The sequence below is a fragment of the Bacillus sp. TH30 genome, from assembly GCF_016650875.1.
GTDB lineage: Bacteria > Bacillota > Bacilli > Bacillales > Bacillaceae_G > Bacillus_A > Bacillus_A mycoides.
Genome location: NZ_JAEKEY010000002.1, coordinates 490030 through 515773, shown reverse-complemented (window position 1 = coordinate 515773; position 25744 = coordinate 490030). Strand labels below are relative to the sequence as shown.

Genomic DNA, 25744 nt, shown 5'->3' with positions numbered 1-25744 from the left:
TTTGTGTAATAAAATAAATAAAGGAGGTATGTGTGGATAATTTTGATTTTCAAAAAATTCTATTTAAAAATATGTTTTTATTTTTCAGCCAAATATGTTACTATATGTGTGATAAAAACAAAGAGGTCTGACAACTAAACTCCACGTTATAACACTCTAATGACTTGAATATTCAAAAAAATCAAAAATTAATAATTAGAGTAAGAATAAGGGGAATGGAGAAATTATGGAGAAAGACATTGCTTTGTAAGGGGCATATTTTATCATCTTGAGCAGAGAGGAGGATGCATAGCATATTGTGAAAAGAGAGATAAACACTGAAAAGGTGCTATGCAAATGAAAATTATGAAGGGACGTTTAAGGCCAGGTGATACAGTAGCAATTGGTTTAATGTTATTTGCACTATTTTTAGGAGCAGGAAATTTAATTTTCCCACCAGTTTTAGGGCAACAAGCTGGAGAGAATGTTTGGGTTGCTACAATCGGGTTCCTTGTAACGGGAGTCGGATTACCCCTATTAGCTGTGACAGCTGTCGCGTTTGTAGAGGGGGACTTGAAAGCGCTATCTTCTAGAGTTCACCCTATATTTGCGTTTATTTTCCCATTGATTAGTTATTTAGCGATTGGACCATTTTTCGCAATTCCGCGTACTGGAGCCGTTTCATTTGAAATGGGTATGAAGCCATTTTTATCAGAGGCATTGGTTTCTGAGTGGTACATGCTATTTCTTTTCACTATAATTTTCTTCGGAATAACGTGGTATTTATCATTAAATCCATCTAAATTAGTGGATTGGTTCGGGAAATTTCTTACACCATTGTTAGTATTGATTGTTGCTGTTATTGTCGGAAAAGCAATTATTGATCCAATTGGAGAACCAGCTGCACCGCTAGCGGCATACAAAGAAAATGCTTTCTTTGGTGGATTTATTCAAGGATATTTAACGATGGATGCAATTAGCGCGCTCGTATTTGGAATTGTCGTTGTACAAGTTATCCGCTCTAAAGGGATAAAAGAGAGTAGTCAAGTTGCAAAAATAACAATTGTATCAGGTATTATTGCTGTACTTGGTTTAACGTTAATCTATTTATCACTTGCTTATCTTGGTTCAACAAGTACATCACTTGGGATCTCAGAGAATGGTGGACTTATTTTAACGAATGTTGTAAATGAGTTATATGGAACAAGTGGTAAAATTTTATTAGGACTTGTTATTATACTCGCTTGTTTAACAACTTCTGTTGGATTAACATCTGCGTGTGCTGGCTTCTTTACAAACTTATTCCCAAAACTTTCGCATAAAACGATTGTAACTATGGTATGTGTATTTAGTTTAATTGTATCTAACCTAGGGTTAACACAATTAATCACAGTAACATTACCAGTGTTAATGATCATTTATCCAGTTGCAATTGTATTAATCGTTCTTTCATATTTCCATAAATGGATAGGGAAGCGTAATACAATATATATTGGAGCTATTTTAGGTGCGTTGTTAATTAGTTTCTTTAACGGTTTAGAAAGTGCGAACATTAAAATTGATGCGATTTCTAATGTGCTACAAATGTTACCATTATATAAAGAAGGAATAGGATGGCTAATCCCATCATGTATTGGCGGGATTCTCGGTTTCTTCTTCTATAAATCAAATGAATTAAGTGAATTACAAAAGAAAGGTGCTTAGGCGCCTTTCTTTTTTTAAAGGGGATTTTTGTATTTTGTCTAAGTAATAATTGGGAGGAATGATAAAATGGCTAATTTTGAAGATTTTTTAACTTTTGATGTAAGAATTGGAACTGTAACACATGCAGAGGAATTTAAAGAAGCGAGAGTGCCAGCGATTAAACTAGAAATTGATTTTGGGGAGCTTGGGGTCAAGCAGTCAAGTGCTCAAATTACGAAGAGATATAATCCAGAAGACTTAATCGGTCAGCAAATTGTTGCTGTTGTAAATTTTCCGCCAAAGCGTGTAGCTGGATTTAAATCGGAAGTGCTTGTATTAGGTGGAGTTCCTGAAGCTGGTGATGTTGTGTTGCTTCAGCCTAATATGGAATTGCCAAATGGAACGAAAATTAGTTAGTGTGAAGGTAGGGGTAAACATGGATATCGGACGAGAATATTTACAATGTGCCATTTCGAATTTCAAGGCAACACAAAAACAAGGAGAACGTGTACTTTCTCAATTATCTTATGAACAGATAATGTGGTCTGCTTATGAAGAGACAAATAGTATCGCGATTATTATTAAACATTTACATGGTAATATGCGTTCAAGATGGACGGAATTTTTAACGTCTGATGGCGAAAAAATAGATCGTAACCGAGATGGTGAATTTGAAGGTGGGTACAATTCAAAACAAGAAGCGCTTGCTGCGTGGCAAGAAGGGTGGGAGTATGTCTTTAAAACGATGGATACTTTAACAGCAGAGCAGATTTTGCAGAAAGTATACATTCGCGGAGAAGAACACACTGTCATGCAAGCGATCGAAAGGCAAATTTCTCATTATGCTTTACATATTGGACAAATCATTTACATTGGTAAAATGTTAAAAGAAAATGAATGGGAGTGTTTAAGCATTCCTAGAGGTCAATCTACTAGTTATTTACAGAAAAAACGTTCAACGTAATAATAGGAAAGAAACCGATATAAAATAGGAAGCAAAAAAATAAGCCAATTGATAGAGGGCTCCGTGAACATTAGAATGCTGCCAGCAATAAGCCCATATATAATAAGAAAGAAACCAAAGAGTGTATTTATAGGAATAAAACGTGAGACAAATAATTGCTGATTTTTGAAACAAGTGTTGTGAAACAAATAAAAGCGGAAATGCCATGTAGAGGTAATAAGATCTTTCCTTCTCGTTATTCTTTTTTTACATTTATGACAGATGAACGGTGGTTGCATTTCATTACGCTCCATTTTTTATATTTGTAATAATGTAAGACAAAAGTAAGTATAAAGTGTATGTTCCTATATACGCTCCTGCAATAAGGAAAAATGGATTCAGTAAAATTCCATGAATGCTTGTCATGAAAACTAAATTTTGTATTAAAACATCATATATATTAATAGAAATAATTGTCCCGAGTACATACAGTGCTAAGTATGCGGAAATATGTAGCACAATACGAATTTTAGGATGTAAAGCAAACAAATAAAAAATAAATGATAAGACGATTGGTAATGTTCCTATTAGTAGCTTCAATTCATTTCACCTCATTAACAATATAGCCGGAATTTAAGCGGTCTATTCTCTAGAGCTTGTACATAACTTGAAATAGAGAGGGTGATAGTATGAATCGAGGCTTTTTTTACGTGAAATTAACAAATGTACGCAAGTTAATTATATTTATTATTACTACGGTATTAGCGACTTTCTTTCTTATTAGTGTAATGGTAACTTCCATGAAAGAGACAAAGTCAACGTATTTATATAATTGGTTAAATGAGTTATCAATGAATGGTTACATGTACGTTATTGGGAAGGAGAATCATTATTTTACACAGGAGTACCGGAATTTGAATCAAGACTTTTCTATTTCTTCATTCCTCTTTTCGATGGCTACGAATATTCGTTTTGATGATGTACGTAGTTTTGTCGGGAAAGAACTTCCGGGATTTGGGAAATATGATACAGAAATCGTTATAGCAGGTGAAGGAACAAACTATTCCAACTTACCGATAGAATCGAGTGTGCCTCTTGAAGAAGTAGTGAAGGAACGGACTGGAGAAGCTGGACAAGTTCCTAAGCCTGATCCGAATAAAGAGAAGAAACAACCATCTCAAACGACGGGAAAAAGACAAGTTGCATTGATTTATCATTCACATAGCTGGGAATCTTATTTGCCGTTACTCAACTTAACGAATGATCCAAATCCGAATAAAGCAACGAGTTCTGTAACGAATATTTCAATAGTTGGCGATCGATTGCGAGAACAGTTAGAAAGTGAAGGGATCGGTGCTGCTAACGATAAAACTGATGTTGGTCAAAAATTAATAAGTAAAGGATTAAATAGTAATAGTTCTTATAAACTGTCACGAGAAATTGTACAAGAAGCGATGGCTAGTAATAAAGAACTCCAATATTTTTTCGATTTGCACCGTGATAGTGCACGGAAAAATGTCACGACAAAAACAATTGGAGATAAATCATATGCAAAGCTTGCTTTTGTAATTGGGAAAGGAAATAAAAATTATGAAAAGAACTTACAATTAGCAACAGCTCTTCATGAGGAAATTAATAAGAAATATCCAGGAGTGAGCCGTGGTGTAATTCAAAAAGGGTTCCAAACAGGAAATGGAGTCTATAATCAAGACTTATCAGGACAGGCGATTTTAATTGAAGTTGGTGGTGTAGATAATACAGAGGAAGAATTAAATAGATCGATTGATGTTCTTGCTAAAGCATTTGGAGAATATTTTTGGCAAGCTGAAAAAGTGAATGGATAAAGCGAAAATTTGATCGGTGAGTGCTCATCCTACTGATTAGTATCCCTTACGAATCAGGCTACCCGTTAATACGGGATAAACGTAAGCAAGAAGCTTACGTTTATTTATTTATTTATTTATTTATTTATTTATTTATTTATTTATTTATTTATTTGTTTGTTTGTTTGTTTGTTCATAATCTATAGGTAGAAATAAATGTCACATTATAGACAAAATTCCCTATTATTATATTGATATCGAAATTTGTCTATTTATAGTAAGAAATTTAAAAAGGAATTTTCGGAATAGTGGAGAAAATCTTTTTACAAGGAAAATTTTTAACTAACAGAATGGGTAGGGGATCAAGGTGATACGAGAGATTAGAGTAGAAGATGCAGCATCATTTTTACAATTAAGTAAGCAGTTAGACGAAGAAACGAAATTTATGTTATACGAACCAGGAGAAAGAAAAACCACAGTAGAGCAACAAGAAAAGATGGTCCACCGTTTTATAGAAAATGAATATGCAACAATATTTGTAGCAGTTAAAGATGATAGAGTAGTTGGATTTATTTTAGCCAATGGTAATGATGTTCAAAGAAAGAGACATGTGGCAGGCATTGTAATTGGTATTTTGCAAGAGTATAGTGGCCGAGGTATTGGAACGAGTTTGTTTAAAGAAGTAGAGAAGTGGGCAAGATTACATGATGTATGGCGTTTAGAATTAACGGTAATGGCCCACAATACAAGAGCTCAGGCACTATATAGCAAAATTGGATTTGAACAAGAAGGTGTCAAAAAATCTGCTCTTATCATCGATGGAAAAGGTGTCGATGAGTATGAAATGGCCAAATTATTAAAATAAGAGGTCGTTATATGAAAAAAAGATGGGCACTACTTGGTATCGTAGCGATGATACTGATCATTGGAGTAGCAAGAATAAATTATAAGATGTACAAGGATCAAGAGGCGAAGGAAGTAAATGTAAATAATATATTTCCGAAAGCTAAAGAAACGATTGCTAATATGGATGGGGATATCGCAGTCATTAGTAATCCAAATTCGATGCTTGTACTTGTGAATAAAAATAGGCGTTTACCAGATGGGTATAGACCGCCAGATTTAGTTGTTCCGAAAGTACGTTACTCTAGTGAAGGTGATCAAGAGAAGAAAAAGATGAGGAAAGAGGCAGCGGCGGCACTTGAGGAAATGTTTCAGCAAGCCAATAAGGAGCGGATTTTCCTTTTTGCAGTCTCTGGATTTAGATCTTTTGATCGACAAAAAGCATTAAATACGATGTATAAAAGACAAGATGGAGAAGCAAAGACAGCGATGTCTAGTGCAGTCCCTGGTACGAGTGAACATCAAACAGGACTAGCTATGGATATTACATCTCAATCTGCTAAATTTCAGCTAGAAACTGTTTTTGGGGAGACGAAAGAAGGAAAGTGGCTTTCTGAAAATGCCCATAAATTTGGTTTTGTTATTAGATATACGAAAGAGAAAGAAGGGATTACCGGTTATCGTTATGAACCGTGGCATGTACGGTATGTTGGGAATCCGCAAGCTACATATTTATATGAAAACCAACTGACGATTGAAGAAGTAACGCAGTAATGAATTGAGGGGAGAGGGCTAAGATGACGATGTTATATAAGAAAAAGGTACATGCATATATTACGAGAGAAAAAGAAGGGGTTATGCAACTACTCGTTTTTAAACATCGCGATATACGAGAGGCTGGTATCCAAGTGCCAGGCGGGACAGTAGATGAAGGCGAAACGTTAGAGGCAGCAATTTTACGTGAAGTACAAGAAGAGTCAGGACTACGCCATTTTTGTATCGAGCGCTTCCTTTCCGATTACATTATTTTTGTGAAAGAAAAAAAGGAATATCAAAAACGTCATTTTTTCCACATTTCATTATTAACAGATGTGAAAGATACGTGGGAGCATATAGTGAGTGCTGGTGAGGAAGACAAAGGTTTAGTATTTTGTTATGAGTGGGTTGATATTAACAAATGCCCTGAATTAGCAGGTAAACAAGGCGAGTTTTTACATTTGTTAGAAGAGGTATATGTAAAATAATAAAAAGGGTCTGAGGCGATATTGTATTCGTTTCAGACTCTTTGTATTTCTCTGGAAATTAAAGGTTTTTAAACTGGTGAGTTGAATTCCTGTATAGGGATAGTAGTTGTTAATACGAGGAGCGGAGAAAATGAAAAAGTAATAGACATACGTCATATATAAAAGGGCTTATAAAAGGAGAATGAAAATGGAAATTCAGTTCAATACCCTACTGCAAAAAGAATTAACAATTCATGATATTCAAAAGGAAATGGAAGCTGGGAAGTTAACTTCAAAAGAACTAGTCATGTATTATCTTCATAGAATCGCAAAGTATGACCAAGAGGGACCGAAAATCAATTCTATTTTAGAAATAAATCCAGATGCTATCTTTATTGCAGAAGCGTTAGATTATGAAAGAAAGACAAAAGGTGTAAGAGGTCCATTACATGGTATACCTGTTTTACTTAAGGATAATATTGAAACGAATGACTCGATGCATACAAGTGCTGGTACGATTGCCCTAGAACAAAATATAAGTAGTGAAGATGCATTTCTCGTTACAAAACTTCGAGAAGCAGGATCAATTATAATAGGTAAAACAAATATGACAGAACTAGCAAATGCAATGTCTTTTGAAATGTGGGCTGGATATAGCGCTAGAGGTGGTCAAACAATTAATCCTTACGGTACAGGAAAGGATGATATGTTCGTTGGTGGCTCAAGTACAGGGTCTGCTATAGCAGTTGCCGCTAACTTTACTGTATTATCCGTTGGAACAGAGACAGATGCTTCTATTTTGAGCCCAGCTGTTCAAAACTCGGTTGTAGGTATTAAGCCGACTGTTGGGTTAATTAGTCGTAGTGGAATTATTCCTTTCACTTATTCACAAGATACAGCTGGGCCATTTGCTAGAACAGTAACAGATGCTGCTATTTTACTAGGGAGTCTAACTGGGGTGGATGAGAAGGATGTAGCCACTCATAAAAGTGAAGGCATGGCATATCAAGATTATACATCTTATCTTGATGCTAACGGTTTAAAGGGGGCGAAGATTGGTGTATTTAGCAATGCGCCAAAAGATTATTATGAATCTGGAGAATACGATGAAAAATTGTTTAAGGAAACGATTCAAGTTTTACGTAGTAAGGGAGCGACAGTAGTAGAAGATATTGATATTCCATCTTTTCATAGGGAATGGAGTTGGGGAGTTCCACTTTATGAGCTGAAGCACAGCTTGGATAACTATCTTTCTAAATTACCTTCTACTATTCCAGTACATTCTATTTCGGAGTTAATGGAGTTTAATAAAAACATAGCAGAAAGAGCTTTGAAATATGGACAAACTAAGTTAGAAAGAAAAAAAGATTTTCCTAATACGTTAAGAAATCCTGAATATTTAAAGGCAAGATTAGAAGATATATACTTTTCGCAAGAACAAGGTATTGATTTTGCATTGGAAAAATATAATCTTGATGCGATACTGTTCCCTTCTTATATAGGATCTACTATATGTGCGAAAGCAGGTTATCCGTCTATAGCAATGCCTGCGGGATATATGGATAATGGGAGGCCTTTTGGAATTACTCTTGCAAGTGCTGCTTTTAGTGAAGGGGCATTAATTAAACTAGCATATGCTTTTGAACAAGCGACAAAACATAGGAAGATTCCCAACTTGTCATGAATAGAATAAACAAAAAGGACAGGAATTCCTGTCCTTTTTGTTTTATTGATTAAAGTGAAATATCTTTCTGCTCCGTCTTCTGATATTTTAATAAGTTAAAGGATAAACAAGCAGAACATAAAATAAGAAAAGCGGCGATAATATAAATAGTACGAACGCCGAACATATCAGTAATAATTCCAACGCTAAGCATAGAAAGACCAGAAGCTGTCGAGAGAAGTGCGCCATGAGCTGTATACATCTTCGATAATAAAGAAGGAGTGACGCTTGATTGTAAAACCGTCGTTTGAGAAATATCTCTAATTTGATAACATGGTCCCATTAGAACACAAAGAAATAGCGCAATAAATCCGCTACTTGTTATACCATATAAAAATGTAAGAATACTAAACATAAGAGAGCCTATCGCCATGGAGCGTATTAAATTGTTTTGAATGTATGTACTCATTTTCCACGCTAATATCCCGCCAATTAATGTGCCGACGTAATAACTTGTGTTAATATATCCCCACCAATCTTCGCCTTTATGAAGAACAGTCGTTACATATGCCATCGTAATAGCACCGATCCATATCGTCCCTGCGAAAGTTTCAATTAAGTCCATAATTGTAACGATGCGCAGAGACGGGTGTTGAAATAACAGTTTCCATCCTTCTAATAATGCAGTAGTTTTCGAAGAAGTGGGTTCTGCTACTCGTTCAGCTTGTATAGATTGTAATGAAAGGTGTAATGTAATACATCCGAAAATCATCAATATGTTATTAATCATGAGTGTCGAAGTAACGCCAATGAGAAGAACAATTATGCTTGTAAATGAGTATGCAGCGGCTTGTATAATTTGTGTTGAAAAGGAAAAGACACTATTTACTTTTACTAATTTTTCTTGTGGTGTTAAGCGCGGGATAACGGCGTATAGTAGAGGAGCGCTCCAGCCACTACATAATGAAATGAAAATAACAAAAGTTAAAAGAGCAGAAATGTTTGTTGATAGTATAGGAAATAATATCATTAACAATATTAAAAGAGCTGTTTTAATCCATTGTAGAGTATATAGCAATGAATAAGATGGAAACCGATTCATTATAAGTGGTGCAGAGGTGTTCGCAATAAGATTTGTGATAACTTGTAATAATGGAAAAAGAGCAGTAATTGTAGCTGATCTAGTTGTGATATAGATGTGAGTTGTAATAATCATTATGTATACAATGTCAGCGAGGGTAATGCATATTTTGGAGCCCAAATAGTAAGTTAGTGAACGTTTAGCCAATAAGAATACCACCTTTCAAATCAATACTGCTTTTTAATTTTAATTATTATAATCTGTAAGTTATATTTTTGAAAGAATTAAATTTTTTGTCATTTTTTGAAAGGGATTTTCGTGTATAATGAAGAATATATTAATATAGCATTTTATTAATGCTTGTTGTAACAGCGAATACATATAATAGCTTGTAGCAAACGCCCCCTCCATGAGAAAGGGCGGATAAACCATTCTTTTCTTCATATACATATAGAAAATGAGAAAGAAAGTGAGGGTTGCATATGGCTGGATGGGTGATTTGGTTTATAATAGCGGGTATTTTATTTATTGCAGAAATGTTGTCGATTACGTTTTACATGCTTTGGCTTGGAATTGGAGCTGTTGTCGGAGGTCTTATTGCTTTGTTTGCTCCTGATGCACTATTTTTACAAGTTGTTGTTGGGGCGATTGTAAGTTTAACATTGACTTTCTTTACGAAAAGAATTTCTAAAAACTTTCGAGAAGCAAAAGGTTTTACTGATACAGTAGATAAACTTGTTGGTAAAAAGGGAATTGTTATGCAAACGATTACAAGTGAAGTGAACGGTATTGTGAAAGTGGATGGAGATACTTGGACAGCTATTTCGGATACTCCTATTGATGCTGGAGAAAAAGTCGTTGTTATACAGAGGCATAGTACTATTTTACAAGTGAAAAAGGAGAGTGAATAAATATGGCAGTAGCATTAACGTTAACGATTATTTTCGCATTGATTGTCGTTGTATTTATTGCATTGACAATTAAAATTATTTCTCAGCAAAAAGTTGGGGTCGTTGAAAGGTTTGGTAAATTTCAACGGATTATGCACCCAGGATTAAATATTCTAATCCCAATTGTAGACCGCGTTCGTGTATATCACGATTTACGTATTCAACAAACGAATGTACCACCACAAAAGGTAATAACGAAAGATAATGTACAAGTAGAAATTGATACAATTATTTTCTATCAAATTGTTGAACCAGAGCTTGCGACATATGGTATTTCAAACTATGAATATGGTGTTCGTAATATTACATCTGCAACAATGCGTCAAATTATTGGTAAAATGGAGCTTGATGAAACATTATCAGGTCGTGAAAAAATTTCAACAGAAATTCGTTTAGCACTTGATGAAGCGACAGAAAAATGGGGCGTTCGTATTGAGCGTGTCGAAATAGTCGATATTAATCCACCAAAAGATGTGCAAGTATCAATGGAAAAACAAATGAAAGCAGAACGTAATAAACGTGCGATCATTTTAGAAGCTGAAGCAGCGAAACAAGATAAAGTCCTTCGTGCTGAAGGGGAAAAACAAAGTAAAATTTTAATGGCTGAAGGGGATAAAGAAGCGCGTATTCGTGAAGCGGAAGGTATACGAGAAGCGAAAGAATTAGAAGCGCAAGGGGAAGCGAGAGCGATTGAGGAAATTGCAAAAGCAGAACAAAACCGAATTGAATTACTTCGCGCAGCAGATTTAGATGAGCGCGTACTTGCTTATAAATCATTTGAATCATTGATTGAGGTTGCAAAAGGACCAGCGAATAAAGTCTTTATTCCGTCTAATGCAATTGAAACACTTGGTACTCTTGGGGCAATTGGGGAAATCTTTAAAGAGAAACAAACGAAGAAATTACCTTCGTCAGATACAGAAAAAGAACAATAAGAGTGAGGAAGAGAAATGGGATGCCATTTCTCTTTTTTTTTTGCGTATATTACGAAAGGCTTGTACATATCCATGTATAAAGAAGGTGATACAGTGAAGAAGTATGCAACCCGTATACATGGGAAGAAACTAATCTCGTTACTCTTTCTATATGCACTAGTCATAATTATTATTGCGTCGATTTTGACGTCGCTTTTACATACAATGAAATCGAATTACGCGAATCAATGGTTTGGAAAAGTATCGATGCAAGGTTTTGTTCAAATGCTAGAAAGTGAGAATCGCTATTACGGATTTGATTATTTTAAGCAGAATAAAAGGGAGTCATTTGGAAATTTAATGTTCTCGATTGCGACGGATTTGAAAATTAAAGATTTAAGAACGTTTGTCGGTAAAGAAGTGCCTGGTATGTCAAAGTATTACTCTAACATTATCGTAGCTGGGGAAGGGACAAACTTTACGAATATCCCAAATGAATCTAGTGTACCGATTGAAGAAGTAACGAAAGAGCGAGAAGTAGCAAAAGATAAAGTTACAGAAGCTGAAAAGAATAATCCGGTTCAGAAAAAGAACGGAGCGAAAAAAGGTGAAAGTGCAGTATATATTTATCATACACATAGCTGGGAATCTTTCTTTCCATTATTACCAGGGGCTACCGATCCATCAAGTCCAGATGTAAATGTGTCCTTACTAGGGAAACGTATGAAAGAACAACTTGAAGGACAAGGAATTCCGGTAGTTCATGATAAAACGAATATGGGGGATTTATTAGCGAGTAAAAAATGGAAATGGCCGCAATCATATAAAGCGTCTCATGAATATGTAAAAGAAACATTAGCACAAAATAATAAAATTGCGTTTCCGATTGATATACACCGTGATGATCAGCGGAAGAAGGTAACAACAAAAGTAATTAACGGGAAATCGTATGCAAGATTATATTTTATAATTGGGATGGAAAATGAAGGGCGTGCTGAAAATGAAAAAATTGCAAGAGCAATCAATAGTTATTTAGATGAAAACTATTACGGATTAAGCAGAGGAATCTTTCCAAAGTATAAAAAAGATGGAAATGGCGTTTATAATCAAGATTTATCTAAAAATGCGATGTTAATTGAAGTTGGTGGTGTTGATAATACATTAGATGAATTATATAACACAATTGATGTGTTGACGGAAGCGTTTAGTAAATATTATTGGAACAATGCGGAGAAAGTGAATGGGTGAGGAACGGAAAACCGTTCCTTTTTGTTATGGAAAGGTAAGAATGTGATATAATGGAATCTTGTGAATATTAAATGAGGAAGTAGGGGAAATATGCAAATAATATTAATACGCCACGGTGAATCAGAAGCTGATATTTTAAATGTACATGAAGGTCGAGCTGACTTTGAATTAACAGAAAAGGGAAGACAGCAAGTACAAAGACTTGTACAGAAAGTGAAAGCAGATTTCCCGCCAGATTTCATTTGGGCAAGCACATTAAAACGTGCTCGCGAAACTGGTGAAACATTAGCAGAAGGAATTGGGTGCCCAATTCAACTAGAAGAAGAATTAATGGAGTTTAATAATGGAGTGCAAGCAGGTTTATCATTTGAAGAAGCGAAAAAATATCCAGAGCCAAAGTTTCTTCATGACCGGTTTGAAAACGGGGAATCATTTATTGAATTTAGAATGAGAATAGAAGGGATTTTTTCTAAAATCGTGACAGAGAATACATATGACCGAATTGCAATTGTTGCACACGGTGGTGTAATAAATAGTATTTTACGAGCGTTTTTCCAAATGCCAATTAGCATGGACTATTATTTTAAAATGGGAGATACGGGAATTAGTTTGATTGAACTTACGGATAAACAGAAAACTATTCATTTTATAAATGATACAAATCATTTAGAGGGAATGTAAGAGGATATGTACAAAGTTGTATTTTTCGATGTGGATGGTACTCTTTTAAGTGAGATTGATAGAAGTATGCATGAAAGCACAAAAGAAGCGATACAAAGGTTAATAGATAAAGAAATTCACGTAGTTGTTACAACAGGGAGACCATATAGTTTATGCTCACAATTTAAAGAGCTGGGCATAAATACGTTTATTTCTGCAAATGGTGCACATATAAAATGTGCTGATGAAGTTATATATAAATCGGTACTTTCAAGTGGAATTGTTCATGATATTTCAAATTTCGCTGAATTACATGGTCACAGTGTTTCTTATTTTACAGAGGAATTTGTAATGAATGGTATTGCCTCAAAAGACGAACGTGTAATACGAGCATTAAATGAAACGTTAAATTTAGAGCGGTATCCTGACAAAGTTAGAAACTTCTCAGAAGAGATTTATTGTGTATGTCTGTATGCTGATGAAACAGAAGCTCAAAAATTCTTTGAAAGATATCCAGCACTTACGTTTGAACGTTTTCATGGTTACGTTATGAATGTGTTGGAAGATAGTAAAGTATCGAAGCTAACTGCAATTCAAAAGGTATTGGAACATCTGAAAATTTGTAAATCAGAAGCAATTGCTTTTGGTGACGGTGGAAATGATGTTGAGATGTTACAGTATGTAGGACTAGGAATTGCGATGGGGAATGGCGGAGAAGAGTTAAAAACAAGAGCAGATTTCGTTACAAAGAAATCAAGTGAAGGTGGCATTTCTTTTGCTTTAAAAGAGTTTGGGATTATTTAGAAATATTAGTTAGTCAGTGTGAAAAATCCTGTTTTAAAAACAGGATTTTTTTGTCTAACAATATTCTTGCAATAGAAGGAAGAAAATGAGTATAATAAAAAGTAATTAGGTAAGCTAATTAAATGAAAGGAAGGAGAGTGAAAATGAATGGATTCAAAAAAAGATGCTCTTCCTTTAGGGATTGAGCCTTATGCAGAGTTAATAAAAAAGACAGTATCAGCGGATACGGATCCAATCGCAGCAAAACTTGGTTTGTTAATGTTATGGACGTCTGATAATGTTCTAGATGCAGTTGACGTAGATTTAGCTCCGCTTGGTATTTCAGAAAGTAAATTAGATTTTTTACTGTTGTTTATTTTGCGTGAAATGGAATCGAATGGGGGAGAAGTGAACATGAGTCCTTCGGATATTGCGAGCCGATTAGGGATTACACGTGCTTCTGTCACTGGCTTATTAGATTGGATGGAGAAACGAGAGTTAATCGTAAGATTCAATCATTCTGAAGATCGAAGAAGATTAAAGGTGAAAATTACTCCGAAAGGAAAAGAACTAGTTGCGCATTCTTTACCGACTTTTTGGTCATCTTGCGAGTCGTTAGTTGATGACTTTAGTCAAGAAGAGCGTCAAACTTTAGAGAAGCTATTAAATAAAATGCAAGTAACTATGCAGAAGAAATTAGGAGAAGGCAGATAAAGAAGTTGATTGTGTGAGTCAACTTTTTTATTTAGATATATAATTAGGTTACCTTATTATATGTTTAGCTAATTTGATGAGGGGTGGTGATATGTCTTTTAACGTAAACAAATTAAGTAAGTGTTAAAGGAATGTCGTTTTGAGTAGTTTACTTTAGATGTTTTAAACCGATGGGGAAAATCATTGTAAGGGGGAGATTTTATGATGGAAATATCAAAAGAAGTAAATAGTGAAAGGAATTACACAATAATGACAGCGGTGTTATGTTGGGCAGGCATGGTAGTTATGTCCAGCCTATATGTGACGATTCCTTTAACCGCTCTATTTTCAGATCTTTTTAAGGTTTCATTAGCACAATCTGCGGCTACAGGCAGTATATTTTCTGTTGGCTTTGCTATAGGTTGTTTGTTATTTGGGGCAATCTCTGATAAATATGGGAGAAAAAAAGTGATCTTTATTGGACTGCTTGCACTGTCGATTGTTTCTTTTTTCTTAGGGATTGTGGATAGTTTATTTTGGCTTGTTATTCTTCGAGGGTTACAGGGGATAGCAGCAGCTACATTTTCTCCAGTAGCGTTAGCTTACGTTGTAGAAATGTTTCCATTAGAAAAAAAGGTTACAACAATAGGGTTTGTTAGTACCGGTTTTTTAGTAGCTGGAATTGCAGGGCAAGTAATAAGTACAGCTGTTAGTCAGTATTTTGGATGGCATATGGTGTTCTTTCTTCTTAGTATTGTCTATATCATTACTGCTGTATTGGTTCATTATTCTCTTCCGAAAGGGGAAACGTCTCAATCCAATACTGATATTTTGGTACCAATTAAACAGATGGGTAAAGTTTTTACACATAAAAGCTTAGTATTGAGCTATATGATTGCATTTGTTTTATTAATGGCTTTTGTTAACATGTATACTGTTTTAGGGAATTATTTGAGCAGTCCTACTTACAATTTAACTCCAGAACAAATTCTTTATTTTCGCTTAGCGGGGCTATTTGGTATGTTGCTGTCACCACTTGCGGGTCGTTTAACAAAGAGGTTCGGAGTAAGGCAAGTTCTGCAGGGCGGATTGTTGGTCGCTATTTTTAGTTTAAGTTCAATGGGCTTTATTTCGAACCTGCCGCTACTTGTAATGATGAGCATCTGTTTTGTAATAGGTATTGCTATATCCGTTCCATCGTTAGTTTCTCTTGTTGGCCAATTAGGAGGGGAAGCAAGGGGAATAGCAGTTTCTATTTATACATTTATTTTATTTTTAGGAACTAGTATAGGACCTATTATTTCTATTTATCTTATGAAAATAGGAGACTATGCTCAGACGTTTGTTTTATTAGGATTGATACTCTTTATTGGTTTTGTTTTCACTCTTTTTATTCGAATAAAGGAATGCGAGGATCTTTAATATGCTCACATAATAAAATATGAATTTGCCCGCGATGATGATAAAAATGTGCAACGATTTCAAGCAACCATTCGAATCGAGAGTAAGAAATACCCCAATAAGCAGTCATAATTTCCGCTAATTCTTCATTGGAATAGGATAAAAAAGTTTTAGAAAGTAAATCGTACCCTTGTATCATCGTTTGCTGTATTTGAGTAATTGTTTCTGGTGTTTGTTCTATATAAAAGGTATGTAAGTCTTTTTCCGTAATACCATTTAATATGAGTAAATCAGCATGGAAAATAAGGGAAAGATGTGTGCACATTTCAAATAATGACCGCTTTGATTCAATCGGCTTTATTTTCAAATCACTTTCAGTATATTGGTTCAGTATTTGAATCGAAGTATCGATAGCAATTTTAACTTGATTCAATGCAGATGGAACAAACATTGTAATTATTCTCACCTCCGTATATAATAGTTTCTTAAGGGTATTATATCATACTCAAAATTCCGAAAATTCTAGTAGTTTGACTAGCATAGTGAAAAGTATTATATTGTAAAAGGTCATATGAAACGTGAAATAGAATGGAATGTAATTATTGAGTTAGGAGTTAGACCAATGAGCTTGAAATATGGAAGAGATACAATTGTTGAAGTTGACTTAAATGCGGTAAAACATAATGTAAAAGAATTTAAAAAACGTGTGAATGATGAAAATATTGCAATGATGGCTGCTGTAAAAGCGAATGGGTATGGTCATGGGGCAGTTGAAGTTGCGAAATCGGCTATTGAAGCAGGAATAAACCAACTTGCAGTTGCATTTGTAGATGAAGCAATTGAATTAAGAGAAGCTGGAATCACTGTACCTATTTTAATTTTAGGATATACACCAGTAGCAGCTGTAGAAGATGTAATTCAATATGACGTTATGATGACTGTTTATAGAGTAGAAGATTTACAAGGTATAGATGAAGTTGCAAACCATCTTCAAAAGAAAGTGCGAATTCATGTGAAAATTGATACAGGAATGAGCCGTATTGGTTTACAGGAAGAAGAAGTTAAACCGTTTTTTGAAGAGTTAAAACGTATGCGATATGTAGAAGTAGTAGGGATGTTTACACATTACTCTACCGCTGATGAAATAGATAAAACTTATACAAATATGCAAACAAGTTTGTTTGAGAAAGCTGTAAATACAGCGGAAGAATTAGGAATTCATTTTCCATATATTCATAGTTCAAACAGTGCAGGATCAATGGAACTTAGTAACACATTTCAAAATATGGTTCGTGTCGGTATTGGAATTTACGGTATGTATCCTTCAAGAGAAGTGGATCATACAGTTGCTTCCTTACAGCCAGCGTTGTCTTTAAAATCAAAAGTAGCTCATGTTAAACATGCGAAGAAAAATCGTGGTGTTAGCTATGGGAATACTTATGTAACAACGGGCGAAGAATGGATTGCAACTGTACCGATTGGTTATGCTGATGGTTATAATCGTCAGCTATCTAATAAAGGGCATGCACTAATAAACGGAGTACGAGTACCTGTAATTGGCCGTGTTTGTATGGATCAGCTTATGCTAGATGTTACAAATGCAATGCCAGTACAAGTAGGAGACGAAGTTGTATTCTACGGTAAACAAGGTGAAGAAGAGATTGCGGTGGAAGAAATAGCAGATATGTTAGGTACAATTAATTATGAAGTTACATGCATGTTGGATAGAAGAATTCCACGTGTTTATAAAAAAAATGATGAAACGACTGCGGTTGTAAATATATTAAGAAAAAATAAGAAAAAACTGAATCGATATGATTCAGTTTTTTTATTTTTGACAAATGAAAAATGTTCTATTTATACCGTGTAGTTGTATATTGTTACATCCTACAGATTTTAAAGAGGTAATAATTTCGTCTCTAAAATAACATGCTTCCTCGATAGAAAAGTCACTCCTATTCCAACAATCTATAATAATCATACTTTGTCATAATTTCAAAACCACATTGTGTATATAGTTTTAAAGCATTGTTATTTTTCGTTTCGACGTCTAGTTCAATTGTTGAAACTCCTTCTGTAATAAGTGTATGTACCATATAACTAAGAATATCTTTACCATATCCTTTACCTTGATAAGAAGGATGAACGGCGAATCCTGATAGTGTAGTAGATTGTTCTTGCTGAGAAACTGTAATCGTTCCTATCACTTTTTCATCGATAAGAGCACTGTAAACTTGATGGGAAGGTGAATTCATCATCTTTTGTAACCATGTGGATGTATTTGCTGCCGAATCTCCAAAAGCTTCACTAGCGATTTCTATAAGATCAGGAAGTAATTCAGAAGATGCAACGGTAAGATTAATATTATTTTTCATTGTTTTTTGTGCTTCGTTTGTTTTGAACGCCATACCGTATTCACTGTATAAATAAGGAAGGTTCATTTGCTTTGCAAATGATTTCCCTGAAATAGAGTCACCATTAATTATAAGAAGGGCTTCATCTGCCTCTCTTTTTTGTATTTCTTTCATTGCGGTTTGTAAAAGAGTAGTGCCTATATGTTGTTTCCTATAGTTCGGATGAACAAACCCTATTAACTCCAGTTTTGTCGGTCTTTCAAAGTCATACATACTTAATGCACCGATTAATTGCGTATCATCATAAAATAGAAAATCATTTATCACATCTTTATTACGAGCAGTTAAAAAGTTGACATGTAACTCTGACGAGTAATCAATTTGATCGTGTTGCCCGCAAATATGTGCTAAATCTTTCATTTGCTGAATTTCGTTTGCTGTTAAAGATTTTTTTTGTTCAATATTCATTTCATAATCCCTCTCATTCGTATTTAAAAATAGGATGGATGACGCAACCACTTGTCTAACTTCACACTGCCCTGAACAGATAATAACCGGTACAAATATCGATAGGGATGTCTACATTCTTCAAGACGAGGAATGGGCATAATGGTTTCGTAACCTTGTTTAAAAGCATGAGCCTCTTTTTCTGTAAATACATATTCTAATCCAATAAAATCAAACTCTCGTGGAGCAATTGCATAAGCTTCTGTATCTACTAAGCCAGTAATAGATTGACCATCTGATAAAAATTGAGTAGGATCCATATCGATTAAAACGAGTGTAGATTCCTTAGGTGACGGCAAGGAAGAGAGCTGTGATTCTAACGTATGAAATGCGTTATGTATACTCATATTATCGGAATAAAATATATTCACAAGGTTCTTGCTTACTTTTAAAATATGAGATTTAAATTCTTTAAGTGGAACTTGGAAAATACCAGAAGGGTTTCCTGTGAAATTAGCTTTAAATGAATGAATCTCTGCTAGTCCTTTTCCAAGGCTGAATAAAATAGAATCAGGTTGACCGATAAATGATTGCAGTGTACTTCCGGTTAGTTTTTCGACGATAACATACTCTCGTCCATTTAAAACATGTTTTTGCAAAATAGTCGGGATGGGTAAGTTAGTATGCTTTTTCAATAATGTGTGAACCGTTTCTAAATGATGTACATTTCTTGGATCAATTCCAAATAGGTTTTGGCATCCCAACCAAAAATCATTGTTTGGCTCTTCAGTCATTTTTGAAGAGCGAACGATAACTTCTTCAGCCGCTGTTTTTACGAGAAACACGTCGCTTGCATGGTCTTCATAGCCTGGATGTAGTGCTTGGGCGGATAGGATAGGTGAAGTGAAGAGTTGTTGTAGCATAAAACCCCTCCTTTTTCTGTGAATTCTATAAATTGATTATATAACAGATTATGTACTACGTGGATAATGATAGGGGATAATACAGAACATAAATAAATTTATAGTGAGAAATTAGAATGGAAATTATATTTTTCTGGTTTTGTATGAATTATCAAAAAAATCCTTCGGGTGATTAACGTGTAGAAATGCTTGAATGTAAAGTACGTATTTAATAGGATATGGAGAGCAAAAGGGGAAATAAGTATTCAGTTATAAGCTTTTGTAATCGTAATAGTGCGGGATATAGAAAATATTTCTCAATAATAAAATGAAGAGAAACATATGAAGAAGTAGAATAGATTCCTTTATAATAGATTTAAATTAATTAACTTGATTAATTATTAAGTTTTGTTAGATGGAAAGGAGAGAATGTTATGGCGAACGTACTCGTAATAAATTTCCCTGGAGAAGGTCATATAAATCCGACTTTAGCTATTGTAAGTGAGTTAATTCGGAGAGGGGAAACAGTTGTTTCGTATTGTATTGAAGATTATAGAAAGAAGATTGAAGCAACAGGTGCAGAATTCCGAGTGTTTGAGAATTTCCTCTCTCAAATTAATATTATGGAACGAGTAAATGAAGGTGGGAGTCCTTTGACGATGCTATCTCATATGATTGAAGCATCAGAGCGTATTGTTACTCAAATTGTAGAAGAAACAAAAGGGGAAAAGTACGATTACTTGATATACGATAATCATTTTCCAGTAGGACGTATTATAGCGAATGTTTTAAAATTACCTAGCGTTTCTTCTTGTACAACGTTTGCTTTTAATCAGTACATTACTTTTAATGATGAACAAGAATCGAGACAAGTAGATGAAACTAGTCCATTATATCAATCTTGTTTAGCGGGAATGGAAAAATGGAATAGGCAGTATGGAATGAAATGTATTAATATGTATGATATTATGAATCATCCTGGTGATATTACTATTGTATATACTTCAAAGGAATATCAGCCGCGTTCAGATGTATTCGATGAATCGTATAAGTTTGTCGGTCCATCAATTGCTACTCGAAAAGAAGTAGATAGCTTTCCTATGGAAGATTTAAAAGATAAACAATTGATTTTCATTTCTATGGGAACAGTTTTTAATGAACAACCTGAGTTATATGAAAAATGTTTTGAAGCGTTTACAGATGTAGAAGCGACAGTCGTATTAGTTGTTGGTAAGAAGATAAATATAAGTCAATTTGAAAACATTCCGAATAACTTTAAGTTGTATAATTATGTGCCGCAATTAGAAGTATTACAGTACGCTGATGTATTCGTGACACACGGTGGTATGAATAGTTCGAGTGAAGCACTATATTACGGTGTCCCGTTAGTTGTAATTCCGGTAACAGGAGATCAGCCTTTAGTTGCGAAACGAGTGAGTGAAGTAGGAGCTGGAATAAGGCTTAATCGTAAAGAATTAACTTCTGAATTGTTACGTGAGACTGTAAAGAAAGTAATGTATGATGTAACGTTTAAGGAAAATAGTCGTAAAGTTGGAGAGTCACTTCGAAATGCTGGTGGGTATAATAGAGCAGTTGATGAAATATTTAAAATGAAAGTGAATTCATACTTAAAACTTAAATAAATGTTTGGAGCACACTTACTGAAATACGTAAGTGTGTTTTTATAAATAAATTACATAAAAAATCACTATAAAGGTGAAACTTTTGTGTATATAAACTGATATCTTTGAATTAGTAGTAAAATTACGTTAAAATAATACTAAGAAAATATATATGTTTTGGGGGTAATGAATGAAAAGAGTATTTGAATACGTATTATTAACAATTGGATCGATTATTGTAGCGGGTTCATTAGAGCTTATTTTAGCGCCTAATGGCCTAGTAGACGGTGGGGTAACGGCCATTGCTATTATGGCAAATAAAGTTGCAGGATTACCGCTTTACGGAGTGTTTTTAGGACTTAATATTCCTATTTTATTATTTACTGCAAAAGTAATGGGTAAGAAGTTCTTTATCCGTACGTCTTATGCAAATGTTGTTACAACACTTGGATTGATTTATTTAAAGCCATTTCCAGCAATTACAACTTCGGAATTATTAATTGTACTTTACGGAGGAGTTCTATTTGGAGTTGGTGTTGGGATCGTTGTAAAAATGGGCGGGGCAATTGATGGATCAGAAATGTTAGCTGTTTGGATGAACAAACACTTTAAAGTACCAATTAGCACATTTTTACTTGCTGTTAATGCAGTTATTTTCATTTTTGTTGCCATTTTATTTTCAATCGAACAAGCGATGTTCTCATTAGCTATTTTCTATATTGTTACGAAAATGATTGATTTCATATTAGATGGTATTAATCAAGGAAAGAGCGTTATGATTATTTCTGGGAAAAATAAAGAAATAGGCGATTTGCTTATGAAAGAATTGCAATTATCCGTTACGTATCTACATGGAGAAGGTGGTTTTTTAGGAGAGCACAAGAAAATCATTTATTGTATTACAAACCGTTTCATTTATCCAAAAATGAAAGATCTCGTTCTCTCTGTAGATCCAACCGCTATAATTGAAGCTTCCTATTCAACAGAAACAACTGGTGTTAAGCGTCCAGGAAGGACTGCTCGATCAGGAGACGTATCAGAAAAATAGTGTGTAAAATAACTCCACATAAGTATAACTTATGTGGAGTTATTTTACTTAGGGAACCAGGCTTCCTTTAGTAATTTGACTACAATTTCGATACTATCTTCGGGAATGCTGCCGAAACCGAGTAGTACATATGACGCCTCGCTTAAATTATGTACAGAATCATATGTAGAGAGTGGGTATAATTTGATTTGTTGTTTTGCAGCAGTATGAATAAGTTCTTGTTCGTTCATACCATTATGAACATGAAGTACGATATGCAGTCCAGACTGTTCGCCAAGTATTTGAACACGAGATCCCATTTCATTTTTGATAGATTTAACTAGTAATGTGTGCTTTCTTTTATATAGCGTATGACTACGGTTCAAATGGCGCTCCCAATCACCATTGTGAATAAAGGTTGCAAAAGCGAGTTGCTGTATTGTGGAAACAGTTTGTTTAAACTTACCTTCAAGCTCTGTATAGATTTTTAATAGATGAGTTGGTAAAACGATATACCCCATTCGCAAAGAAGGTAAGAAGGATTTCGAGAAAGTTCCCATATAAATAACGCGTTCATTTGAATCTAGTCCTTGTAAAGAGGGAATAGGTTTTCCTACATAACGAAATTCTCCGTCATAATCATCTTCAATAATATATCCTCCGCAATCATTGGCCCATCTTAATAATTCGAGCCTTCTAGATAATGGCATAATCATTCCAAGAGGAAATTGGTGTGATGGAGTGACGTATGCTACATTGGAACGTGATTCACGTAAAGCGGAAATACGAATCCCTTTATCGTCTAATGAAATAGGGTGAACAGGAAGACCAGAACTTTGAATCATGGCAGTTATACGGTGAAATCCAGGGTTTTCGATTCCGTATTCTTTTTTTGAACCAAGCAGTTGAAGTAGTAGCCAAAGAAGAGGCTGCGTACCGGCTCCGATAATAATTTGATCAGGTGAAGAATGTACCCCGCGGGCATGGTATAAATATTTTGAAATATGCTCTCGTAGAACGAACTCACCTTGAGGATCTTCTCTAGCAAATAATTCATTTTCATACTGGAATAAAGTTTCTTGTAATGCTCTTTTCCAGTTTGTAATTGGAAAAGCTTTTTGATCAATCAGCCCTTGGCTACAATCATATTCATATTGTTCTTTTTTTATATTGTTAGCGCTGTTTGACACAACTTGTTGTTTATTTTGAATGCCATCAATATCAACTTCTGCAACAAAGATCCCACGTTTCGGTTTACTTTCTACATAACCTTCAGCTAGTAATTGTTGATAAGCAGATTCAACAGTAATACGGCTAACATTAAGTTGTACCGCTAAATTTCTGTGAGAAGGAAGGCGTGTACCGGCAGGCAGTGATCCCTGAGAGATTTCTCGTTTCATATATTCGTAAATTTGTAAATAAATTGGTGTTTTACTTTCTAATTGCAATGGGATAGTAAGATCCATTTTATGAATTCTCCTTTAAAAACTGGCCATATAAAAAATAATCGAACTGTCACTTAAGTTAGGGGCAGTTACTTTTTATAATAATGATATAACATTTAGAAAATTTTATAAATAGTAAGGAGAGAATGATAATGAATATTAGAGAAGTAGTAACAGAAGCTGATTTACATGATGTATTCCCCGTATTACAGCAATTACGAACGAAACTTTCAAGAGAAGAAGCAAGTTCTTTATTTCAAAAAATGAAAAAAGAAAATTATAAACTACTTTCGTTACAGAATGAAGATGATGAAGTTGTTTGTCTTGCTGGTGTAGCAATTTGTACGAACTTTTATAATGAGAAACATGTTTTCGTATATGACCTTGTAACTGCGGAAGCTCACAGATCGAAAGGATATGGTAAAGTTCTTCTGTCATATGTAGAAAAATGGGGGAGAGAAAAAGGGTGCAATTCTATCGTTCTTACATCAGCGTTTCCAAGAGTTGATGCCCATCGTTTTTATGAAAGAGAAGGCTATGATAAGGTAAGTTATTCTTTTTATAAAGAGTTATAATATTAAGTAGGTTCCGTGTGTAAAAATATATGGAACCTATTTTCTTTTACAGATTTGAGCTAGGAACAGGTCTAGTAATATAATTTGTCGAATATTAGAAATTAACAAGGGAATATTGTATTTAGAGAATGTTAGGAGCGTTTATACTTGGAAAAAATAAAGAAATTATCTATAACAAATGATGTAAGAGTCATCATTATTTCTGATATTCATGGAGAATTAGATCTTTTTAAGGAACTACTACATAAAGTTAATTTTAAAGATGATGATTATTTAATTATAAATGGCGACCTTTGTGAGAAGGGGAACGATAGCATTGGCGTCGTAAACTATGTCATGGATTTAGTAGTTAGCAAGCCAAATGTTTATGTAATTGAAGGGAATTGTGAAGTTGTAGTTGAAGCGCTTGTAAATGAAAATCCTGCGCTAATAAATTATTTATGTACGAGAAAGAATACAATTTTTAATGAATGGCTAGCGAAATTGAACGTTACCGTTAATGAAGAAAGTGATATTTGTGAAGTGAAAAACATATTGATGGGCCGTTTTTCAAAAGAAATAAAGTGGCTAACAGAATTGCCAACTGCTATTGAAACTGATGATTATATCTTTGTACATGCTGGCCTTGAAGATAGAGAGAATTGGAGACAAACAGACAGGAAAAATGCAATTGCAATACCAGAGTTTTTTAATAAGTCACATAGTGCGGATAAGTACGTAATTGTTGGGCATTGGCCTGTTGTGAACTATTCCGAGGAGGCGCCGTCTAACAATCCAGTTATTGATAAGGAGAAAAAAATTATTGCGATTGATGGTGGTAATGCGATTAAAGAAGCAGGGCAATTAAATGCATTTATTATTCAGAGGACAACTTCAGCTGATACGTTTTCTTATACATATGTAGATCATTTTCCACAGTATGAAGTATTGGCTGATTTTAATGCGAATTCAGTAATGCAGGGCGGGGTTACATATCCACATTATTACATAGAACCTGTGGAGAGAATGAAAGGTTTTACCGTATGTAAACAACTAGGAACAAATGAATTACTTCATGTGAAAAACGAGTATATAAAGCAACTTGAATCAGGTGAGTATACAGTGAAAACGGATATTTCTTGTGCGCAAATCAGTATTAGAAAAGGGGATACAGTTTCTTTAATTGATGGTAGCTGCATGGGATATGATTTAATTAAAAAAGATGGTGTAGAGGGCTGGATAGAGAAAGGGATTCTACTTGAGGTAGAAAAGAAGGGAAATACAATATTTAGCTAAAATGGGAGGGATATAACCTCCTGTTTTTTATTAACTATGCTACGAGTTCGTACTTCATCTAATTTTTTCCGAAATTCCGTTTCTAGATTAAACTCGAAAAAATTGGTTAATTTACATAAATAATTCGTATCTTATAACAAAATTATACAATATAGAGTAGAGTTTTGTTTTGATTTTTCTGAAAAAACATTATAATTGTATATGAAATAA

27 protein-coding genes and 1 pseudogene are annotated in these 25744 nt (G+C 34.4%); 20 read left to right on the top strand and 8 right to left on the bottom strand.

What is annotated here, in order from left to right:
• Nucleotides 1–345: 345 nt before the first annotated feature.
• The 3 genes from brnQ4 (at nt 346) to JFU20_RS04860 (ending at nt 2626) form a co-directional block, all read left to right on the top strand.
• Nucleotides 346–1683, top strand: a complete 1338-nt coding sequence (brnQ4, locus tag JFU20_RS04870; RefSeq protein ID WP_394805361.1) for a branched-chain amino acid transport system II carrier protein BrnQ4 — start codon at nt 346–348, stop codon at nt 1681–1683.
• 66 nt (nt 1684–1749) lie between these two features.
• Complete coding sequence (gene csaA / locus JFU20_RS04865) at nt 1750–2079, top strand: chaperone CsaA (protein ID WP_002012460.1); 330 nt, start codon at nt 1750–1752, stop codon at nt 2077–2079.
• A complete protein-coding gene (locus tag JFU20_RS04860) occupies nt 2060–2626 on the top strand; it encodes a DUF1572 domain-containing protein (protein ID WP_002165929.1) in 567 nt (188 codons plus the stop codon). The genes csaA and JFU20_RS04860 overlap by 20 nt, the downstream gene beginning before the upstream one ends.
• Here the strand turns inward: JFU20_RS04860 and JFU20_RS30120 are convergent.
• Both JFU20_RS30120 and JFU20_RS04855 read right to left on the bottom strand, forming a co-directional pair.
• Nucleotides 2599–2904: a permease gene (locus JFU20_RS30120; RefSeq protein ID WP_079998953.1), complete on the bottom strand. Its 306-nt coding sequence runs from the start codon at nt 2902–2904 to the stop codon at nt 2599–2601. The genes JFU20_RS04860 and JFU20_RS30120 overlap by 28 nt on opposite strands.
• A gap of 4 nt (nt 2905–2908) precedes the next feature.
• Nucleotides 2909–3205: a hypothetical protein gene (locus JFU20_RS04855; protein WP_002012463.1), complete on the bottom strand. Its 297-nt coding sequence runs from the start codon at nt 3203–3205 to the stop codon at nt 2909–2911.
• A gap of 89 nt (nt 3206–3294) precedes the next feature.
• On the opposite strand from JFU20_RS04855, the gene spoIIP (JFU20_RS04850) reads away from it, so the two are divergent.
• The 5 genes from spoIIP (JFU20_RS04850) (at nt 3295) to JFU20_RS04830 (ending at nt 8178) form a co-directional block, all read left to right on the top strand.
• Nucleotides 3295–4449, top strand: coding sequence for a stage II sporulation protein SpoIIP (gene spoIIP / locus JFU20_RS04850; RefSeq protein ID WP_002165928.1), 1155 nt, complete (start codon nt 3295–3297; stop codon nt 4447–4449).
• Nucleotides 4450–4795: 346 nt separating this feature from the next.
• Nucleotides 4796–5293 carry a GNAT family N-acetyltransferase gene (locus tag JFU20_RS04845; RefSeq protein ID WP_002012466.1) on the top strand — a complete coding sequence of 166 codons (498 nt, stop codon included), beginning with the start codon at nt 4796–4798 and terminating at the stop codon, nt 5291–5293.
• An 11-nt stretch (nt 5294–5304) separates the two neighbouring features.
• Nucleotides 5305–6045 (top strand): M15 family metallopeptidase, encoded by a 741-nt coding sequence (locus JFU20_RS04840; protein WP_002012467.1) that lies wholly within the window; start codon nt 5305–5307, stop codon nt 6043–6045.
• Nucleotides 6046–6068: 23 nt separating this feature from the next.
• Nucleotides 6069–6515, top strand: coding sequence for an NUDIX hydrolase (locus JFU20_RS04835; protein ID WP_000178291.1), 447 nt, complete (start codon nt 6069–6071; stop codon nt 6513–6515).
• 187 nt (nt 6516–6702) lie between these two features.
• On the top strand, nt 6703–8178 hold the full coding sequence (locus JFU20_RS04830; protein WP_002165927.1) for an amidase family protein: 1476 nt from the start codon (nt 6703–6705) through the stop codon (nt 8176–8178).
• Between the two features lie 49 nt (nt 8179–8227).
• On the opposite strand, the gene JFU20_RS04825 is transcribed toward JFU20_RS04830, so the two are convergent.
• Nucleotides 8228–9445, bottom strand: coding sequence for an MFS transporter (locus JFU20_RS04825; RefSeq protein WP_201038380.1), 1218 nt, complete (start codon nt 9443–9445; stop codon nt 8228–8230).
• A 275-nt stretch (nt 9446–9720) separates the two neighbouring features.
• On the opposite strand from JFU20_RS04825, the gene JFU20_RS04820 reads away from it, so the two are divergent.
• The 7 genes from JFU20_RS04820 to JFU20_RS04790 all read left to right on the top strand — a co-directional run bounded on the left by JFU20_RS04820 (nt 9721) and on the right by JFU20_RS04790 (nt 15908).
• Entirely contained in the window at nt 9721–10149 is a 429-nt protein-coding gene (locus tag JFU20_RS04820) for an NfeD family protein (RefSeq protein ID WP_002012470.1), read from the top strand.
• A 2-nt stretch (nt 10150–10151) separates the two neighbouring features.
• On the top strand, nt 10152–11123 hold the full coding sequence (locus tag JFU20_RS04815) for an SPFH domain-containing protein (RefSeq protein ID WP_002012471.1): 972 nt from the start codon (nt 10152–10154) through the stop codon (nt 11121–11123).
• A gap of 15 nt (nt 11124–11138) precedes the next feature.
• Entirely contained in the window at nt 11139–12350 is a 1212-nt protein-coding gene (gene spoIIP, locus JFU20_RS04810) for a stage II sporulation protein P (protein WP_002165925.1), read from the top strand.
• A gap of 90 nt (nt 12351–12440) precedes the next feature.
• Entirely contained in the window at nt 12441–13031 is a 591-nt protein-coding gene (locus JFU20_RS04805) for a histidine phosphatase family protein (protein ID WP_002012473.1), read from the top strand.
• 6 nt (nt 13032–13037) lie between these two features.
• Complete coding sequence (locus JFU20_RS04800; protein ID WP_002012474.1) at nt 13038–13814, top strand: Cof-type HAD-IIB family hydrolase; 777 nt, start codon at nt 13038–13040, stop codon at nt 13812–13814.
• A gap of 147 nt (nt 13815–13961) precedes the next feature.
• A complete protein-coding gene (locus JFU20_RS04795; protein WP_002012475.1) occupies nt 13962–14507 on the top strand; it encodes a MarR family winged helix-turn-helix transcriptional regulator in 546 nt (181 codons plus the stop codon).
• A 204-nt stretch (nt 14508–14711) separates the two neighbouring features.
• A complete protein-coding gene (locus JFU20_RS04790) occupies nt 14712–15908 on the top strand; it encodes an MFS transporter (RefSeq protein WP_201039213.1) in 1197 nt (398 codons plus the stop codon).
• On the opposite strand, the gene JFU20_RS04785 is transcribed toward JFU20_RS04790, so the two are convergent.
• Entirely contained in the window at nt 15877–16338 is a 462-nt protein-coding gene (locus tag JFU20_RS04785) for a DinB family protein (protein ID WP_002165924.1), read from the bottom strand. The two genes, JFU20_RS04790 and JFU20_RS04785, sit on opposite strands and share 32 nt — an antisense overlap.
• 171 nt (nt 16339–16509) lie before the next feature.
• On the opposite strand from JFU20_RS04785, the gene alr reads away from it, so the two are divergent.
• Nucleotides 16510–17757 carry an alanine racemase gene (gene alr, locus JFU20_RS04780; protein WP_242488161.1) on the top strand — a complete coding sequence of 416 codons (1248 nt, stop codon included), beginning with the start codon at nt 16510–16512 and terminating at the stop codon, nt 17755–17757.
• Here alr and JFU20_RS30685 read toward each other — a convergent pair.
• The 3 genes and pseudogenes from JFU20_RS30685 to JFU20_RS04770 form a co-directional block, all read right to left on the bottom strand.
• Nucleotides 17716–17850 (bottom strand): annotated as a pseudogene (locus tag JFU20_RS30685) (class I SAM-dependent methyltransferase); the annotation flags it as partial. The gene alr and the pseudogene JFU20_RS30685 sit on opposite strands and share 42 nt — an antisense overlap.
• Nucleotides 17843–18709, bottom strand: a complete 867-nt coding sequence (locus JFU20_RS04775; protein ID WP_002012478.1) for a GNAT family N-acetyltransferase — start codon at nt 18707–18709, stop codon at nt 17843–17845. The pseudogene JFU20_RS30685 and the gene JFU20_RS04775, both read right to left, overlap by 8 nt.
• Before the next feature lie 23 nt (nt 18710–18732).
• Nucleotides 18733–19611: a protein kinase family protein gene (locus JFU20_RS04770; protein ID WP_201038379.1), complete on the bottom strand. Its 879-nt coding sequence runs from the start codon at nt 19609–19611 to the stop codon at nt 18733–18735.
• A 413-nt stretch (nt 19612–20024) separates the two neighbouring features.
• On the opposite strand from JFU20_RS04770, the gene JFU20_RS04765 reads away from it, so the two are divergent.
• Nucleotides 20025–21233 carry a macrolide family glycosyltransferase gene (locus tag JFU20_RS04765; protein WP_201038378.1) on the top strand — a complete coding sequence of 403 codons (1209 nt, stop codon included), beginning with the start codon at nt 20025–20027 and terminating at the stop codon, nt 21231–21233.
• A 169-nt stretch (nt 21234–21402) separates the two neighbouring features.
• Nucleotides 21403–22260, top strand: a complete 858-nt coding sequence (locus tag JFU20_RS04760; protein ID WP_002012482.1) for a YitT family protein — start codon at nt 21403–21405, stop codon at nt 22258–22260.
• Between the two features lie 44 nt (nt 22261–22304).
• On the opposite strand, the gene pdxR is transcribed toward JFU20_RS04760, so the two are convergent.
• The gene (gene pdxR / locus JFU20_RS04755) at nt 22305–23705 is read right to left on the bottom strand and encodes a MocR-like pyridoxine biosynthesis transcription factor PdxR (RefSeq protein ID WP_201038377.1); all 1401 of its coding nucleotides are present in this window, start codon (nt 23703–23705) and stop codon (nt 22305–22307) included.
• A gap of 131 nt (nt 23706–23836) precedes the next feature.
• Between pdxR and JFU20_RS04750 the strand changes: the two genes are divergently transcribed.
• Both JFU20_RS04750 and JFU20_RS04745 read left to right on the top strand, forming a co-directional pair.
• Nucleotides 23837–24259 carry a GNAT family N-acetyltransferase gene (locus tag JFU20_RS04750; RefSeq protein ID WP_002012485.1) on the top strand — a complete coding sequence of 141 codons (423 nt, stop codon included), beginning with the start codon at nt 23837–23839 and terminating at the stop codon, nt 24257–24259.
• Between the two features lie 147 nt (nt 24260–24406).
• Nucleotides 24407–25534: a metallophosphoesterase gene (locus JFU20_RS04745; protein WP_002012487.1), complete on the top strand. Its 1128-nt coding sequence runs from the start codon at nt 24407–24409 to the stop codon at nt 25532–25534.
• Nucleotides 25535–25744: the final 210 nt, after the last annotated feature.